Source organism: Acidovorax sp. 94, from assembly GCF_003634645.1.
Taxonomy (GTDB): Bacteria; Pseudomonadota; Gammaproteobacteria; order Burkholderiales; family Burkholderiaceae_C; genus Acidovorax; species Acidovorax facilis.
Genome location: NZ_RBJA01000001.1, coordinates 4,297,126 through 4,314,000, shown reverse-complemented (window position 1 = coordinate 4,314,000; position 16,875 = coordinate 4,297,126). Strand labels below are relative to the sequence as shown.

The following is a 16,875-nucleotide window of genomic DNA, read 5'->3' as shown; positions in this document are numbered from 1 at the left end:
GCCCCCACCCTGCAGCAGATGCAGGCCAGGGACCACAACCCCGGCAGGGCCGGTGTTGGTTGGCACGTTGATTGACGTAAACGCTTACGGCAACCCATGAACCGGGTCGCGGGGAGATTCTAGGCCCCGTCGGCCCGGGCCGCGCTGGCCTTAGCTGCTTTGGCCCGCAGGCGCCGCAGCCACGGTGGCCTGGGCCCGCGCGGCGGCCAGGCGGCGCGCGCGTTCGACCTGCTGGGCCGCAGTGCGAGGCACCATGCCGTACATGTCGGCAAAGGCCTCCAGCGTCTGGCCGCTGGCTTCAAAGGCGCGCAGCAGGGCTTCGTCCTTGGCATTGCGGGCTGCCCATTCGGCAAAGGCTTCTTCGAGGATGGCGTTGGCGGCCTCGTCGCGGCTTTGCACCAGCTCGGTATACGCCTCGCGCGTGAGGCCCGAGGACTCGAACGCGGCGATCATGCGGTTGCGCAGCTTGGGCAGCAGGTCATCGGTGGCGCGGGCCTTCTTGCGGCGGTAGACCTCCAGCAGCGCGTGGTGCACATGCTCGGGCGCCATGTCTTCCACAGGCTGGCCTTGCAGGTCGTGGCGCTTGTCGCCCGCCGCCACGCTTTGCAGATACCGTGTGGAGCGGGTGTGGATGCCCAGAGCCACCTTGAGCGCCTCGCGCTCAAATAGCTCGGGGTGCGCAGCCAGCAGGTCCTGGAAGATGCCGCGCTTGAGCGGGCGGAACACGGCGCCAAACAGATGGGGATAGAGCCCCGCCAGTTGTTCCAGCGCGGGGTGAACACGCTGGGGCGCACGCGGGCCCGGGGCGCCAGCTGGCACGGTGGCGCCCTCGGCACCCTCCGCGCTCCGGGGCGCCTGGCGCCCGTCAGCATTGCGGCGGTTGCGGCCACCACGGCGCGAGCCCCCTGTACGCTGGGGGGGAGCCCCAGCCTCCGTGGGCGCGGCTGCCACAGGCGCTGCCAAGGGTTCGACAGGGGCTGTGTGGGGTTGTTCGTGTGCGGACACGGAGTCGGTCATGGCGGTGCAGTTCCGGGGCAAAAATGGGGGCGACAAAACCCTCGATCATGCCAGCGTTGGGTCGGCGGGCGCAAAACAGCCCCTGACAGAGGCCTGAATTACCCTGTGCCTGTGCAGCAGGGCATGGGAGGGTCAGCCTGCGCGCAGCGCCTCGTCCAGCACCTCCACCCAGTGCCGCACGGGTGTGCCCGTGCCACTTTGCAGGTGCGTGATGCAGCCGATGTTGGCCGACAGGATCATGTCCGGTGGCTGATCGCCAAAGGCCTCGCCGAGCACGCCGAGCTTGCGGTCGCGCAGCTGGTACGACAGCTCGGGGTTGAGCACGGAATAGGTGCCCGCCGAGCCGCAGCACAGGTGGGCATCGTTGCGCGCCGTGCGCAACTTGAAGCCCAGCTGGTTCAGGTGCATCTCCACCCCGCCACGCAGCTTCTGGCCGTGCTGCAGCGTGCAGGGCGGGTGGTAGGCGAACAGCGTGTCGGGCTTTTGCACGCGCCCAGCGAGCTTGTGGGCCAGCTCGGGCAGCAGGGCGGGCAGCAGTTCCGACAGGTCGCGCGTGAGGGCGCTGATGCGCTCGGCCTTGGCCGCGTACATCGTGTCGTCTTTGAGGATGTGGCCGTATTCCTTGACCGTCACGCCACAGCCGGATGCGTTCATGACGATGGACTCCACCCCCTGCTCCACCAGCGGCCACCAGGCGTCGATGTTGGCGCGCATCTCGGCCTTGCCGCCTTCCTGGTCGTTGAGGTGGAACTTGACGGCGCCGCAGCACCCAGCCTTGGGCGCGATCACGGTCTGGATGCCCACTGCATCCAGCACGCGGGCGGTGGCGGTGTTGATGTTGGGCATCATGGCCGGTTGCACGCAGCCCGCCAGCATGAGCACCTTGCGGGCATGCTCGCGTGTGGGCCAGGCGCCGGCATTTTGGGGCGCGGGCACCTTGGCCTTGAGGGATGCGGGCAGCAGGCCGCGCACCAGTTGCCCGGCCTTCATGGCGGGGGCGAACAGCGGCGAAGGCAGGCCCTCCTTCAGCGCCCAGCGCAGGGCTTTTTCTCCCACGGGGCGGGCCACCTTTTCGTCGACGATCTTGCGGCCGATGTCCACCAGGTGGCCGTATTGCACGCCGCTGGGGCAGGTGCTTTCGCAGTTGCGGCAGGTCAGGCACCGGTCCAGGTGCATCTGGGTCTTGCGCGTGGGGGTCTCGCCTTCAAGCACCTGCTTGATGAGGTAGATACGGCCGCGCGGACCGTCCAGCTCGTCGCCCAGCAGCTGGTAGGTGGGGCAGGTGGCGGTGCAAAAGCCGCAGTGCACGCACTTGCGCAGGATGGATTCGGCCTCCAGGCCATCGGCGCGGGCGCGGTATTCAGGAGAGAGCTGGGTTTGCATGGTGCATGCCTGGGCGAAAAGACAGAAAGATCAGGGCCGATTCAGCGCGGCGCGGTCGGTGGGTCCAAGGGCGCTTCCAGCGCCAGCGGCTTGCGCAAGGGGTGGCGCAGCCTTGCGCGGTCGGCCCACAGCGGGGGCAGCGACAGGGCCAGCAGCACCAGCGCCAGCGGCACCACAAACACAAAGCCCACATGCTTGAAGCCCGCCGCGCCCGCAATGCCGCCCACCAGGAACATGCCCACCAGCCCGGCAAACAGCCGCAGCCGGGCCTGGTTGGCGCGCACTTGTGATTCGGGCGCAGTGCCGGTGCGGTTCCAGTAGAGCATCTTGCCCATCTCGATGCCCAGGTCGGTCACCACGCCCGTCATATGGGTGGTGCGGATCTGCGACGACGACATCTTGGTCACCGTGGCGTTCTGCAGGCCCATGATGAAGGAGAGCAGCAACACCGCCAGCGGCACGGCAAACGGTGTGGGCCAGGTGAGCGTGATGGCCCCCACCAGGCCGAACAGCAGCATGAGCACGGACTCCAGCACCAGCGGCAGGGCAAAGGTGCTGCGCAGCTTGCGCTGGCGCGCCCAGTTGATCATGATGGCCGTGGTGCCTGCGCCCGACATGAAGGCCCACAGCGCACCGATGGCACCTAGCACGATCTTCATCTGGCCCAGTACCAGGTTGTCGGCCAGCGAGGACAAAAAGCCGGTCATGTGCGAGGTGTACAGGTGCACCACCAGAAAGCCCCCTGCATTGACGGCCCCCGCATTGAACGCCAGCAGCAGGCCCAGCACCCGGTTGCTGGCGACCGTGCGGCGGTTTCCGGTGAGGTGGCGAAGGCGTCGCATGGCCAAGGTGACGGTGAAAACGGTGGTGGTGATGGAACTGACCCCGCCTACCAGGCCCGCGCCATGCGGCCGGGGTTGAAGATGCCAGCCGGGTCAAAGCTGTGCTTGAGCCGGGCGTGGATGTAATCCAGCGCCTTGGAATGAAGGTCAAATGTGCCGCTGGCGCTTGCGCCACCTGCGCTAGCAGCTACAAAAATAGAAGCATTTCCACCCACAGCCCGAGCGGCTTCGCGCAGGGCGTCGCCTGCGGATTCGGGCGCTTGCACCCAGCGCAGCGCGCCATGCCACTCGACCAGCGGCTGCGCGCCGCCCGGCAAGCTCAGCACCGGGGCTGTGGCGGGCACGGACAGGCGCCACAGGGCGTGGCCGGGCTGTGCAGCACGTGCGGTGAACCAGGGCAGGGTCTGCTCGCGGCAGGCCGTCCAGTCGGCAGCCACCGTGGCGTTGTCCATGCGCGTGCCACCCATCGTTTTGCAGGCGGCCTCGACCGCCGCCACGGCGCCGCGCAGGCGCACATAGAGCGTGCCCACGCCACCGTCTTGCACCCAGCAGCTGGCGTTCAGGGGCAGCGGCTGGCCGCCCCAGGCGTGCAGCTTGCGCAATGCGTCGGCCTGGTTGATGTCGTCAAACCGCAGCGTGGCCTCGCCGGGCGCCACGGGCAGCACCTTGAGGCTGACCTCGGTCAGCAAACCCAGCGTGCCCCAGGCACCGGCCATGAGGCGGGACACGTCATACCCCGCCACGTTTTTCATGACCTGTCCGCCAAAAGTCAGCAGCTCGGCTTTGCCGTTGAGCAGGGTCACGCCCAGAAGATAGTCGCGCACAGCCCCTACGCTGGCGCGGGCGGGGCCTGAGAGGCCTGCCGCGACCATGCCGCCCACGGTGGCGGCATCCGAGGAGGCCTTGGCGAAATGCGGGGGCTCAAAAGGCAGGCATTGGCCTTGTTCGGCCAGCGCGGCTTCCAACTCAGCCAACGGGGTGCCCGCCCGCACGGTGACAACCAGCTCGCTCGGCTCGTAGCTCACGATGCCGCGCAGCACCCGCGTGTCGAGCACTTCGCCATGCAGTGCGAGGCCATGAAAATCCTTGGTGCCCCCGCCACGGATGCGCAAGGGGGTCTGGTCGGCGGCGGCGGTGCGCACACGTTCGGTGATCTGGGCAAGGGCGAGGTCCATGCCTTGCATCGTAGCGGCAGCCATGTCCGGTGCTACACCCGCAGTGCGTGAATTTTTTGAACAGGGCGCGTGCAAAGGACTCGGGCCTGCGGGCAAGTTGTCTGGGGGAACATGCCTTGGCAACCCTGCCAAAGCCAACAGCGAGCCCCCCCACCGGTACGAAAAAAACCCGCCGTTGCCGGCGGGCTCAACAACCAGAGGAGTGACTCGCTTGTTCTTGTTGCGACGCTGCGGTGCCACCAGACACCGCAGCGCGTGGGGTGCAGGCGGATCAGCGGTTGTACGCCGTCTCGCCGTGCGAAGTGATGTCCAGGCCTTCGCGTTCGTCTTCTTCCGTGACACGCAGGCCCACCGTGAGGTCAACGATCTTGTAGGCGACGAAGGAGACCACACCCGACCACACGATGGTCAGCAGCACAGCCTTGGCTTGTGTCCAGACTTGCGCGGCGATGGAGTAGTCGGCCGATGTCACCATCGTTGCCGTCACCCAGTCGGCCACGTAGCCAGGGCCACCCAGGCCAGGGGCGTTGAACACGCCGGTCAGCAGGGCACCCACGATACCGCCGATGCCGTGCACGCCGAACACGTCGAGCGAGTCGTCCGCGCCCAGCAGCTTCTTGAGACCGTTGACACCCCACAGGCAGGCAAAACCGCCCACCAGGCCGATCACCAGGGCGCCGCCGATACCGACGTTGCCAGCGGCAGGCGTGATGGCCACGAGGCCGGCCACGGCACCCGATGCTGCACCCAGCATCGAAGCCTTGCCACGCATCAGCGCTTCGCCGATGCACCATGCCAGCACGGCAGCGGCGGTGGCCACCAGCGTGTTGATGAAGGCCAGGGCGGCAAAGCCGTTGGCTTCCAGGGCAGAGCCGGCGTTGAAACCGAACCAGCCCACCCACAGCAGCGAGGCACCGACCATGGTCAGCGTCAGGCTGTGAGGCGCCATGGCTTCCTTGCCGTAACCGATGCGCTTGCCCACCATGAACGCGCCCACCAGGCCCGCCACAGCAGCGTTGATGTGCACCACGGTACCGCCAGCGAAGTCCAGAGCACCCCACTGCCAGATCTGGCCAGCCTTGCCGGTCATGGCGTCGGCCACTTCCTTGGAGGCGTAGGCATCAGGGCCCATCCAGAACCACACCATGTGGGCAATAGGCAGGTAGCTGAAGGTGAACCACAGCACCATGAACATCATGACGGCGCTGAACTTGATGCGCTCTGCGAACGCACCGACGATCAGGGCGCAGGTGATGCCGGCGAACGTGGCCTGGAAGGCGGCGAACACCACTTCAGGAATCACGACACCCTTGCTGAACGTGGCCGCGTTGGCAAACGTGCCTGCGGCGTTGTCCCAGATGCCTTTCATGAACAGGCGGTCAAAGCCACCGATGAACGCGCCGCCTTCGGTGAAGGCCAGGCTGTAGCCGTAGATGAACCACAGCACCACGATCATCGAGAACGTGACCATCACCTGCATGAGCACGGACAGCATGTTCTTGCTGCGCACCAGGCCACCGTAGAACAGCGCCAGGCCGGGCAGGACCATCAGGATCACGAGGATGGTGGAGGTCATCATCCAGGCGGTGTCACCCTTGTTGGGGACAGGAGCGGGTGCCTCGGCGGCAGCTGCGGGAGCGGCGGCTGCTGCCGCTGCGGGGGCTGCGGCAGCAGCAGGAGCCGGGGCTTCTGCGGCAGCAGCGGGCGCGGCAGCAGCCGGCTCGGAGGCGGCGGGCGCCTGTGCCAGGGACAAGTTGCCCATGGTCAGCAGACCCAGCCCCAGAATGAAGGAAGCAAGCAGTTTTTTCATGGCGTTTCTCTTCTTGGATGTAGTACGGCCGCGCCCTTACAGCGCTTCCTTGCCGGTTTCGCCAGTGCGGATGCGCACCACCTGCTCCAGGTGGGTCACGAAGATCTTGCCGTCGCCGATCTTGCCGGTGCGGGCGGCGCTCTCGATGGACTCGATCACGCGGTCCACGAGGTCGTCCGCCACAGCGGCTTCGATCTTGACCTTGGGCAGGAAGTCAACCACGTATTCCGCGCCGCGGTACAACTCGGTGTGGCCCTTCTGGCGGCCAAAGCCCTTGACCTCAGTGACCGTGATGCCTTGCACGCCGATGTCCGAAAGCGCTTCACGCACCTCGTCCAGCTTGAAGGGCTTGATGATGGCTGTCACCATTTTCATTTTGGTTCCTCCGACATGGGCGCAGCAAGCGCCCATTGAGACTTGCTTACAGGGTTTTGGTGAGCGTGACGATCACGCGCGACTTGTTGACGTGGCCGAAGAAGGCCTTCTTGTTGGCACCCACCACGGCAGCGCCCAGCGACAGGCCACCGCCGAAGTCGTAGGCACCGCCCACGCTGTAGTCCATGTAGTTGGGCACGCCCAGGTCCTTGATGTCGCTGGCAAAGCGCGTGAAGCCGACCGAGGCCTTCACCGTCACGCTGGGGGCAACTTCCTGCGCAAACGCGAAGTTCAGGTAGCCGGTGTTGCGGCCCTTCAGGCCCGAGCCAGCCTTGGCGCCGGCAAAGCCGAAGTAGTCCTTGGAGATGGTGTGCGAATACTTGGCAGTGAAGGGGCCCATGGTGGCCGCGCCATACAACTCGGTGGTGTTGCCGTTGCTGTTGCCAGGGTAGATGTAGGTCAGGGCGCCCACGTCCAGGTCGGCGCCGCCAGCCTTGAACTTGTAGCCGCCGTACAGGTCGGATTCGAGCGAGTTGTTGGCCAGCCAGTCCACGCTGGAGTTCCAGTTGCCCACGTACCAGCCGGTGTCGCCGAAGGCGTAGTCAAAACCGCCTTGCAGTGCAGGCTTGACCGCTTTGGACTTGGAAACGTCCTGGTCCTGGCCACGGAACTTGTAGTTGGTGGTCAGGCTGACATTGCCGGTGAGCTGGGCACTGGCCAGCATGGGAAGGGTTGCAACAAGGGCAACGCCCAGGGTCTTGATGATGGCGCGGGTCATGTTTCCTCCGGTTGGACAAAGTAGGGACGAGCGTTTTAAGCACGGACCGTGCCACGCCAGTGCAACCATTGCATCGCCCTCACATCGCCGTTGCGTTGCGTTACACCGATCCCCAAGTACAGTGACGGTGTGCGCGCGGACCATGCTGCACCTTGTTGGTGCACTACACAACAAGGCCGCGCTAAAAAACCATAAAACGCACCCATCTGGGGAGAAACCGCTTCATGAGTCTTGCTTTGGTGCAAAGCCGCGCCCTTCTGGGGCTGCAGGCGCCTTCTGTCACCGTCGAAGTGCATCTGGCCAATGGTTTGCCCAGCTTCACGCTGGTGGGCCTGGCCGAGGTGGAGGTCAAGGAGGCCCGCGAACGGGTGCGCTCGGCGCTGCAGAACGCGGGGTTGGAGTTCCCGCATAACAAGCGCATCACGGTGAACCTGGCACCAGCCGATCTGCCCAAGGACTCAGGGCGCTTCGATCTGCCGATTGCGCTTGGCATCCTCGCCGCCAGCGGGCAGGTGGACGCAAGCCGTCTTGCGGGCTATGAGTTTGCGGGCGAGCTGTCGCTGTCGGGCGAACTGCGCCCCGTGCGCGGCGCGCTGGCCACCAGCCTGGCGCTGCAGACCCAGCAGATCACCGCGCAACTGGTGCTGCCCCCCGGCAGCGCTGAAGAAGCCGCCCTGGTGCCCGCCGCGCAGGTGGTGCGCGCACGGCATCTTCTGGATGTGGTGCGCGCCTTCCTGCCGCCGGGCAGCGTGGCTACGGGCGATGCCGACGTGGCCAACGACGGCTGGACCCGCCTGCAGGCCACCCCCATGGCGGCGAGCACAGCAGGGCCCGACATGTGCGACGTGAAAGGCCAGGCCAGCGCCAAACGCGCGCTCGAGATTGCTGCCGTTGGCGGGCACAGCGTGCTCATGGCCGGGCCACCGGGGTCGGGCAAGTCGATGCTGGCGCTGCGGTTTGCGGGGCTGCTGCCCGCGATGACCGTGGACGAGGCGCTGGAGAGCGCCGCCATTGCCAGCCTGGCCGGGCGCTTTCGCACCGACCAGTGGGGCCACAGGCCCACAGCCGCGCCACACCACACCGCCAGCGCAGTGGCCCTGGTGGGCGGCGGATCACCCCCCAGGCCCGGCGAAATTTCGTTGGCGCACAACGGAATCTTGTTTCTAGACGAACTGCCCGAGTTTCCGCGCGCTGCGCTGGAGGCCCTGCGCGAACCGCTGGAGACAGGACACATCACCATCTCCCGAGCGGCGCAGCGTGCGGATTTCCCCGCCCGGTTCCAGATGATTGCGGCCATGAACCCCTGCCCCTGCGGCTACCTGGGCTCCACCCAGCGCGCGTGCCGCTGCACGCCCGACCAGGTGAACCGCTACCAAGCCAAGCTCAGCGGCCCGCTGCTGGACCGCATTGACCTGCATGTGGAGGTGCCCGCCCTGCCCGCCGATCAGCTGGTGCAGGCACCCGCGGGCGAACCCAGCGAGGCGATCCGCGAACGCGTGGCGCAGGCCCGCGCCGTTGCACTGGCGCGGCAAGGCAAGACCAACCAGGCGCTGCAGGGCCAGGAGATCGACACCCACCTGCACCTGCAGGATGCCGCCGCCAAATTCCTCAACACCGCCGCCGCCCGCTTGGGCTGGTCGGCCCGCAGCACGCACCGTGCGCTGAAGGTGGCGCGCACCATTGCCGACCTGACGGGTGCACCCTCGACCGAAGTGGGCCATGTGGCCGAGGCCGTGCAATACCGGCGCGTGTTGCGCAGCCCCGTCTGAGAGCCACAAGCGCCGATGCTGCACCGTGTGTGTCGCCTGCCACACATCAAATACTATAATTATGATAGCAATAAATATCCGTCAAATAAGCGCTAGCGGCTGATTTGAATCAAATTTCCGCGCAACCTGCTGCCAACACCCGCCCACCCCCCGCCACAATCACCCCATGTCCAGCGTTCGCCCCACCAAAAAGACCACCGCCTCCATGGTTCCAGCCAACCCGGCGCCCGCACCCGAATCGGTGGATACCGGCTTTCTGCGCACCCTGGTGGGCTACAACGCGCGGCGCGCATCGCTGGCCGTGATCGAGGTGTTCATGGAGCGCATGGCGGTGTACCGCCTCAAGGTGGTGGATTTCTCGGTGCTGTCGCTGGTGGCGCACAACCCGGGCGTGACCTCGCGCCAGCTGTGCGTGACGCTGGGCGTGTTGCCGCCCAACCTGGTGGGCCTGGTGGCTGCGCTGGAGCGGCGCGGCCTGATCGAGCGTCGCCCCCACCCCAGCGACGGCCGCGCCATGGGCCTGCACCTAACGCCCGCCGGTGTGGAGCTGACGGCCCAGGCCGAGCAGACCGCCGCGCAGCTGGAGGTGGACGCCACCGCCGGCCTCACGGCCGCCGAACGCAAGACGCTGATCCGCCTGCTGCAAAAGGTCTACGCCCGCGACGGGGCCTGACAAAGAAAAGTGGCGCTGCAGCCAGCGCCCCTTGGTCTTTGGTTTTGTGCCCGGCTTCGGGCAGCTTCTGCGCCCCGGTTACAGGCCTGCGGCCGCCGGTGCCACGGTCTCAGACTTCGCGGCCATGGCCGCCGCCAGCCCGCCCCACTTTTCGTGGAACAGGCCCGCGTCCATGGTCTTCACATTGCGCATGATCGGCTTGAAGCCCATGTGCGCCAGCACGTCGCGCTCCAGGTCAATGCCGGGCGCAATCTCTGTCAGCTCCAGCCCTTCGGTGGTCAGGTGGAACACGGCGCGCTCGGTCACGAAGAGCACGTTCTGCTCCCGCTGGGCAGCATCCAGCCCGTTGAAGGTGATCTGCTCGACCTTCTCGATGAACTTGCGCGAGCGGCCTTCCTTGACAATGGTGAGCTGGCCGTCGGCCACCTTCACCTCCAGGCCACCTGCCGTGAAGGTGCCGCAGAACACCAGGTTCTTGGTGGACCGCGTGATGTTCACAAAGCCGCCACAGCCCACGGGCCGGCCGTTGAACTTGCTCACGTTCACGTTGCCGTGGTTGTCGGCCTGCGCCAGGCCCAGGAAGCTCGCGTCCAGCCCGCCGCCGTCGTAGAAGTCGAACTGCAACGACTGCTCAATGATCGCGTCGGCGTTGTAGGCCGTGCCAAAGTCGCCCAGCTGCGCCGGAATGCCGCCGGTGATGCCACTTTCCACGCTCAGCGTGAACTGGTCCGCCACGCCCTCTTCCGCCGCCACCGACGGCACACCGGCCGGAATACCGATGCCCAGGTTGGTGATGGCGCCCGGCTTCAGCTCCAGCGCGGTGCGGCGTGCGATGACCTTGCGTTCGTCCAGTGCCATGGGCGCCAGCGAGTTCACCGGCACGCGCACGTCGCCACACAGCGCGGCGTTGAACTGTGTGGTGATGGTCTGCATGTGGTTCTCGGGCTGGCCGACCACCACATAGTCCACCGACACGCCCGGCACCTTGACCGACTTGGGGTGCAGGCTGCCCGCCTTGACGATGCGCTCCACCTGCGCGATCACGATGCCGCCGCAGGCCTTGGCCGCGTGGGCGATGTTGATCTGCTCCAGCAGCACGCCTTCCTTGTCGAGCGTGATGTTGCCGTTCTCGTCGGCCAGCGTGCCGCGGATGATGGCGACATCGACCTTGGGCGCGGGGTAGAACAGCCACTCCTCGCCGTTGAATTCAACGAGCTTGACCAGGTCTTCGGTGGACTTGCTGTTGAGCTTGCCGCCCTCGATGCGTGGGTCCACAAACGTGCCCAGGCCCACCTTGGTCAGCAGCCCGGGGCTGCGGCTGGCAATGTGGCGCGTGAGGTGCGAGAGACTGCCCTGCGGGAAGTTGTAGGCCTCCACCTCGCCGTCAAACACCATCTTCATCATCTCGGCGCCCGTCTGGCCGAAGTGGCCCGCCACGGTGCGCTTGATCATGCCGGGGTGGGCAAAGTGCACCATGCCCGCGTCCTTGCTGTTGCCAATGGCGCCGCAGGCCCAGGTGGTCACGTTCTTCGGACTGCCGTGGTCGAGGAAGTTTTTCTCAATGCCCTTGAGCACTTCCTCGGGCAGGCTGGAGACGGCCAAGCCGCCCAGGAAGATGGTGGCGTTGTCGGGGATGAGTGCCCCGGCCTGGGCTGCGGTGATGATTTTCATGGTGTGCTTTGCAAAATGTGGGTTCAGGGTTCAGGCGTCGGGGTTCTCGATCAGCAGCGCAATGCCCTGACCGCCGCCCACGCAGGCGCTGGAGATGCCGTAGCGCAGGCCACGGCGGCGCAGTTCGCGCGCCAGCGTCACGGTCAGGCGCACGCCGGTGGCGGCCAGCGGGTGGCCCAGGGCAATCGCACCGCCGTTCACGTTGAGCTTGTTCAGGTCGAGCCCCAGCTCGCGCCCCACGGCGAGGGTCTGTGCGCCCTGGGCTTCGTTGATCTCGAACAGGCCGATGTCATCCAGCGTGAGGCCGGTGCGCGCCAGCAGCGCGCGGATGGCCGGGGCCGGGCCGATGCCCATGTACTCGGGCGCCACACCCACAGCGGCCACACCGCGCAGGCGCGCCAGCGGCTTGAGGCCACGCTGCTGCACATAGGCATCGCTGGCCACCACGGCACCCACGGCGCCGTCCACCAGGGCCGAGCTGTTGCCGGCGGTCTGCACGCCGCCCGGGTACACGGTGCGCAGCGCGGCCAGGGCCTCGACCGGCGAAGGACGCGGGTGCGTGTCGCGGTCGAGCTGCGCGACCTTACGCGGCAGCGTAATGCCGCGCGTGGCGTAGCCTGCCAGTTCGAACTTTTCGCTGGTCACGGGCACGATCTCGCCCGCCAGGAAGCCATCCTCCTGCGCCTTGAGCGCGCGGGCAAAGGACTGCGAGGCGTAGGCGTCCACGTCCTCGCGGGTGATGCCGTATTTCTTGGCCAGGTTCTCGGCCGTCTCGATCATCGTCACCGGGCCTGCGGTGTCGATCAATGCCTCCATCAGGAAGTCCTTGAACTCCACGGGCGCGCCCAGCTTGAAGCCGGTGCGGTGTGTGTAGGCCGCAATCGGGTTGCGCGTCATGGACTCGGTGCCCACCACCAGCGCCACGTCGGTGTAGCCCAGCGCGATCTGGTCTGCGGCCTGGCGGAACAGCTCAAAGCCCGTGCCGCAGATGCGTTGCACCAGGATGGCGGGCACGGCCTGCGGCACGCCTGCATACAGGCCAATGTGGCGCGGCAACACAAAGGCGTCGAAATCGGCCTGCGCCATGGAGCCGGTGATGACCGAGCCCACATCGGCTGCGGGCACGCGGCTGCGCTCCAGCACGGCGCGCGCCACCTTGATACCCATGTCGGTGGGCGACACATGGCCCAGCGGGCCGCAGTAATCGACCATGGGCGTGCGCACGCCGTCCACCAGCCAGGCGTTCAGGGGCGCGGAGAAAGAGCTTGTCGAAGTGGTAGTCATGGTCAGGCCTTGGAAGTGGTTTTGGTGTCGGTCACACGCAGCACGGTGGCATAGCCGGTGTCGCCCGCAGCGCATCCGGTGAACAGGCCCACGCCGCCGCCGCGCAGCACCAGCTCTTCGATCAGTTCGATGATGGCGCGCATGCCGGTGGGCGCCTGCGGGTGGCCCCAGATGATGGAGCTACCGTAGTTGTTCATGCGCTCCCAGGCAAAGCCGGTGTCGCGCGCCAGGGCGATGTCGTTCACGGCAAAGGGGTTGTGCGTCTTGATGGCCGCCACGTCGCTGATGGAAAGGCCCGCGTTCTTGAGCGCGTTGAACGCGGCAGGCGACGGCGCCATGGGCATGTAGCCCGCCTCCACGCGCGCCATGCCAAAGCCCAGGATCTCGACCTCGATGCCGGGGTCGGTCGCCACGGCACGGGCCCGTTCGCGCGTGGTGACGATGGCGCCCGCGTTGCCGTCGGCCGGATGCGTCTGGCCGCCGAAGGTCACCGTGCCACCCTCTTTGACGGGCTTGAGCTTGGCCAGGCCTTCGGCGGTGGTCGGGAAGATGCCTTCATCGGTGCTCAGCGTGCCCGTCTGCTTGCGGAACTTGGAGTCGGTGACGGGCACATCGGCCATGTAGCGCTTTTGGAAGGCGCGGTCGTCGGCCAGCGCCTCCTGGTACTGGTGGTAGCGGTGCAGCTTGAGGGCGTGCTGCTCTTCGGTGCTGATGCCATAGCGCGCGGCCACGTTCTCGCCGGTCTGCAGCATGGGATTTTTGGCGTACGGGTCGTGGCCCATGTTGTCGGGCACCCAGTGCTCGGTGATGCCGTAGCCGCCGGTGCCGCTGGAGTCGGGGTAGTAGACCACCGGGCCATTGGACTGGCGGTCGGCCATCACCAGCAGCGCGCTGGTGGCCGTGCCGCACGCCACTTCTTGCGCGGCCATCTGCAGCGCGCGCACACTGGTGGCGCAGGCCTGCTGCACCGTGGGCCCGGCCACACGGTCGATACCCATCATGCCGGTGACCCAGGGCAGGCCGTAGAAGCTGCCCTTTTGCGGGTTGGTGATGCCGAGGATCGCCAGGTCCACCGCGGCCAGGTCGTAGCCCCGCGCGGCGAGCGCCTGCTTGCCCACGGCGGCGGCCAGCGGCAGCGCGTTGAGGTTGGCCAGCGTGCCCTGCCACTTGGCAAACGGGGACGACCAGTAGATACCGTAGGGGATGAAGGCGTTCATGACAGGGTCCTTGCTTGGATTGCGCACCAATTTTAGTTATTTATCATAACCATATGAGTCGCTTGAAAAGCTAGGGAAACCCCCTAGCAAAGAGCGGCCTTGCGGCCTTGTTTTAGTTATTTTTGATAACCATAATTTCCCTAACTCACTCACACCACCATGACCAAGAACTCCGACATCTCCCTTGAAATCCGTGGCGAACGCGAGGAAATCGCGGTCATCCGCCTCACCCGCCCCGCCAAGCGCAATGCCTTGAACGACGGCCTGATCCTGGCTCTGCGCGACGTGATGGACAACCTGCCCGCCAGCGTGGGCGCCGCCGTGATCGATGGCGATGGCGAACACTTCTGCTCGGGCCTCGACCTCTCGGAGCTGAAAGAGCGCGACGCGGGCCAGGGCCTGCACCACTCGCGCATGTGGCATGCAGCGCTGGACCGCGTGCAGTTCGGCCCCGTGCCCGTGGTGGCCGCGCTGCACGGCGCGGTGGTGGGCGGCGGGCTGGAGCTGGCCAGCGCCTGCCACATCCGCGTGGCCGATGAATCCACCTTCTACGCGCTGCCCGAAGGCTCGCGCGGCATCTTCGTGGGCGGCGGCGGTGCGGTGCGCATCCCGCGCCTGATCGGCACGGCCCGCATGACCGACATGATGATGACCGGCCGCGTCTACAACGCCGTGGACGGCGAGCGTGTGGGTTTTGCCCAATACCTCGTGCCCACCGGCACCGCATTCGACAAGGCCTTTGAGCTGGCCCAGCGCATTGCGCAGAACGCACCGCTGACCAACTACGCACTCATGCACGCGCTGCCCCGCATTGCCGAACAGCCGTCCGACCAGGGCCTGATGACCGAAGCCATGATGGCCGCCATTGCCCAGAGCGCGCCCGAAGCCAAGGCCCGCGTGCGCGCCTTCCTCGACGGCAAGGCAGCCAAGGTCCAGAAGGCCTGAAGATGCGAGCCCCCGCCCGCGCCAGTGAGTTCTTGAAAGCACCCATGATGGCAACCGCCCCCACCCCCCGCTACCGGCCGCTGCGCTTTGGCGTGACCGAGGTCACCACCCGCCAGGGCGACAACGGCGTGGTCTATGTGCGCGCCACGCAAGACCTGCAGCCCCACCCCGTGCGCCTGACCGACCGCCTGGCGCACTGGGCGCAGACGACGCCCGACCGCACCTGGATGGCGCAGCGTGTGAAGAACGCCGACGGCAGCCTGGGCGACTGGCGGCACATCAGCTACCGCGAGGCATGGGACAGTGCGCGCCGCATTGCGCAAGCGCTGCTCGACCGCAACCTGAGTGCCGACCGCCCCGTGGTCATGCTCAGCGAAAACGACCTGGAGCACGCCCTGCTGTCGCTGGGCTGCCTGGTGGCGGGCGTGCCGCAGTGCACCGTGTCGGCCGCCTACTCCACCGTGAGCAAGGACTACGACAAGCTGCGCCACGCCATCGACACCCTCACGCCCGGCCTGGTGTTTGCGAGCAGCGGCGAGCGCTTTGCCGCCGCCATCAACGCCACGGTGGGCGCCGACGTAGAGGTGGCGCTGATCGAGGGCACACTGCCCGGCCGCAGTACCACCCCATTCAGCGCGCTGCTGGCCACCGAGGCCACGCCCGCCGTGGATGCCGCACACGCCGCCATCACGGGCGACAGCATCGCCAAGTTCATGTTCACCTCGGGCTCCACCAAGGCGCCCAAGGCCGTGATCATCACGCACGGCATGTGGGCCGCCAACCTGCAGCAGATGAACCAGTCCATGCCCGTGCTGGCCGAGGAAGATCTAGTGCTGGTGGACTGGCTGCCGTGGAACCACACCTTCGGCGGCAACCACAACTTCGGCATCGTCATCTACAACGGCGGCACGCTGTACCTGGACGAAGGCCGCCCCACGCCCGCGGGCATGGCCGAGACCATCCGCAACCTGCGCGAGATCGCGCCCACGGTGTACTTCAACGTGCCCACGGGCTTTGAGGTGCTGGCGCACACCATGAAGACCGACGCGCAGCTGCGCAAGAACCTGCTCAGCCGCGTGAAGATGTTCTTCTTTGCCGCTGCCGCACTCTCGCAACCCATCTGGGATGCCCTCTTTGAGGTGGCCGAGCAGGAGGTGGGCGAGCGCATCGTGATGAACACTGGCCTGGGCATGACCGAGGGCTGCCCCTTCTGCGTGGCCGTGAACAGCCCCAACGTGCAGGCGGGCGACATCGGCGTGCCCACGCCGGGGCTGGAGTTGAAGCTGGTGCCGATTGATGGCAAGGTCGAGGTGCGTTATCGCGGCCCCAACATCACGCAGGGCTACTGGCGCAACGCAGAGGCCACGCAAGAGGCGTTCGACGAAGAAGGCTTCTACCGCTCCGGCGACGCCGTGAAGTGGATCGACGAGGCCGACCACAACAAGGGCCTGAAGTTCGACGGCCGCATTGCCGAGGACTTCAAGCTCTCCACCGGCACCTTCGTGAGCGTGGGCCCCATGCGCGCCAAGATCATCGCGGCCTGCGCACCCTATGTGCAGGATGCCGTCATCACCGGCATCAACCTCAAGGAAGTGGGCGCGCTGCTGATCCCCACGCCCCATATCCGCACATTGGCGGGGCTGCCCAGCGACGCCAGCCTGCCACAGGTGCTGGAGAGCGCGCCCGTGCAGCAGCACTTTCAGCAGGTGATCAACCAGCTGGCCGCACAAGCCACTGGCAGTGCCACGCGTGTGGCCCGCATGCACCTGATGGCCGAGCCGCCCTCGCTCGACAAGGGCGAGGTCACCGACAAGGGCTCCATCAACCAGCGCGCCGTGCTCAAGCACCGCGCCGACCTGGTGGAAGCCATGCACGAAGGCAAGTTGCCATTCACCCTCGTGCCCCAGAAATGAATTGACCTGAACTGAACGACTAC

Annotated in this window: 14 protein-coding genes; 4 read left to right on the top strand and 10 right to left on the bottom strand. The window is 66.6% G+C overall.

Translation table 11 applies throughout. The features are described from left to right. Window positions 1-150: 150 nt before the first annotated feature. The 7 genes from C8C94_RS19820 to C8C94_RS19790 all read right to left on the bottom strand — a co-directional run bounded on the left by C8C94_RS19820 (window position 151) and on the right by C8C94_RS19790 (window position 7,380). Window positions 151-1,017, bottom strand: a complete 867-nt coding sequence (locus tag C8C94_RS19820; protein WP_121421931.1) for a ProQ/FINO family protein — start codon at window positions 1,015-1,017, stop codon at window positions 151-153. A gap of 132 nt (window positions 1,018-1,149) precedes the next feature. Next, a complete protein-coding gene (gene glcF / locus C8C94_RS19815) occupies window positions 1,150-2,400 on the bottom strand; it encodes a glycolate oxidase subunit GlcF (RefSeq protein ID WP_121421930.1) in 1,251 nt (416 codons plus the stop codon). 41 nt (window positions 2,401-2,441) lie between these two features. Further along, on the bottom strand, window positions 2,442-3,242 hold the full coding sequence (locus C8C94_RS19810; RefSeq protein WP_055399803.1) for a YoaK family protein: 801 nt from the start codon (window positions 3,240-3,242) through the stop codon (window positions 2,442-2,444). 47 nt (window positions 3,243-3,289) lie between these two features. Continuing rightward, window positions 3,290-4,426, bottom strand: a complete 1,137-nt coding sequence (gene glcE / locus C8C94_RS19805; RefSeq protein ID WP_121422999.1) for a glycolate oxidase subunit GlcE — start codon at window positions 4,424-4,426, stop codon at window positions 3,290-3,292. Window positions 4,427-4,688: 262 nt separating this feature from the next. Then, the gene (gene amt / locus C8C94_RS19800) at window positions 4,689-6,227 is read right to left on the bottom strand and encodes an ammonium transporter (RefSeq protein ID WP_121421929.1); all 1,539 of its coding nucleotides are present in this window, start codon (window positions 6,225-6,227) and stop codon (window positions 4,689-4,691) included. A 36-nt stretch (window positions 6,228-6,263) separates the two neighbouring features. Next, window positions 6,264-6,602 carry a P-II family nitrogen regulator gene (gene glnK, locus C8C94_RS19795; RefSeq protein ID WP_010466918.1) on the bottom strand — a complete coding sequence of 113 codons (339 nt, stop codon included), beginning with the start codon at window positions 6,600-6,602 and terminating at the stop codon, window positions 6,264-6,266. 46 nt (window positions 6,603-6,648) lie between these two features. Then, complete coding sequence (locus C8C94_RS19790) at window positions 6,649-7,380, bottom strand: TorF family putative porin (protein ID WP_121421928.1); 732 nt, start codon at window positions 7,378-7,380, stop codon at window positions 6,649-6,651. Window positions 7,381-7,604: 224 nt separating this feature from the next. On the opposite strand from C8C94_RS19790, the gene C8C94_RS19785 reads away from it, so the two are divergent. Then, window positions 7,605-9,149 (top strand): YifB family Mg chelatase-like AAA ATPase, encoded by a 1,545-nt coding sequence (locus C8C94_RS19785; RefSeq protein WP_121421927.1) that lies wholly within the window; start codon window positions 7,605-7,607, stop codon window positions 9,147-9,149. A gap of 166 nt (window positions 9,150-9,315) precedes the next feature. Continuing rightward, the gene (locus C8C94_RS19780) at window positions 9,316-9,822 is read left to right on the top strand and encodes a MarR family winged helix-turn-helix transcriptional regulator (protein ID WP_121421926.1); all 507 of its coding nucleotides are present in this window, start codon (window positions 9,316-9,318) and stop codon (window positions 9,820-9,822) included. A 78-nt stretch (window positions 9,823-9,900) separates the two neighbouring features. Here C8C94_RS19780 and C8C94_RS19775 read toward each other — a convergent pair whose 3' ends face one another. The 3 genes from C8C94_RS19775 to C8C94_RS19765 are packed head-to-tail and all read right to left on the bottom strand — an operon-like array spanning window position 9,901 to window position 13,994. Continuing rightward, entirely contained in the window at window positions 9,901-11,493 is a 1,593-nt protein-coding gene (locus C8C94_RS19775) for an acyl CoA:acetate/3-ketoacid CoA transferase (RefSeq protein ID WP_121421925.1), read from the bottom strand. A gap of 30 nt (window positions 11,494-11,523) precedes the next feature. Next, window positions 11,524-12,777, bottom strand: a complete 1,254-nt coding sequence (locus C8C94_RS19770; protein WP_121421924.1) for a thiolase family protein — start codon at window positions 12,775-12,777, stop codon at window positions 11,524-11,526. Between the two features lie 2 nt (window positions 12,778-12,779). Then, window positions 12,780-13,994, bottom strand: a complete 1,215-nt coding sequence (locus C8C94_RS19765) for a thiolase family protein (protein WP_121422998.1) — start codon at window positions 13,992-13,994, stop codon at window positions 12,780-12,782. A gap of 159 nt (window positions 13,995-14,153) precedes the next feature. On the opposite strand from C8C94_RS19765, the gene C8C94_RS19760 reads away from it, so the two are divergent. After that, a complete protein-coding gene (locus C8C94_RS19760; RefSeq protein ID WP_055399790.1) occupies window positions 14,154-14,939 on the top strand; it encodes a crotonase/enoyl-CoA hydratase family protein in 786 nt (261 codons plus the stop codon). A 44-nt stretch (window positions 14,940-14,983) separates the two neighbouring features. Next, window positions 14,984-16,852, top strand: coding sequence for a feruloyl-CoA synthase (locus C8C94_RS19755; protein WP_121421923.1), 1,869 nt, complete (start codon window positions 14,984-14,986; stop codon window positions 16,850-16,852). The last annotated feature ends 23 nt before the right edge of the window (window positions 16,853-16,875 follow it).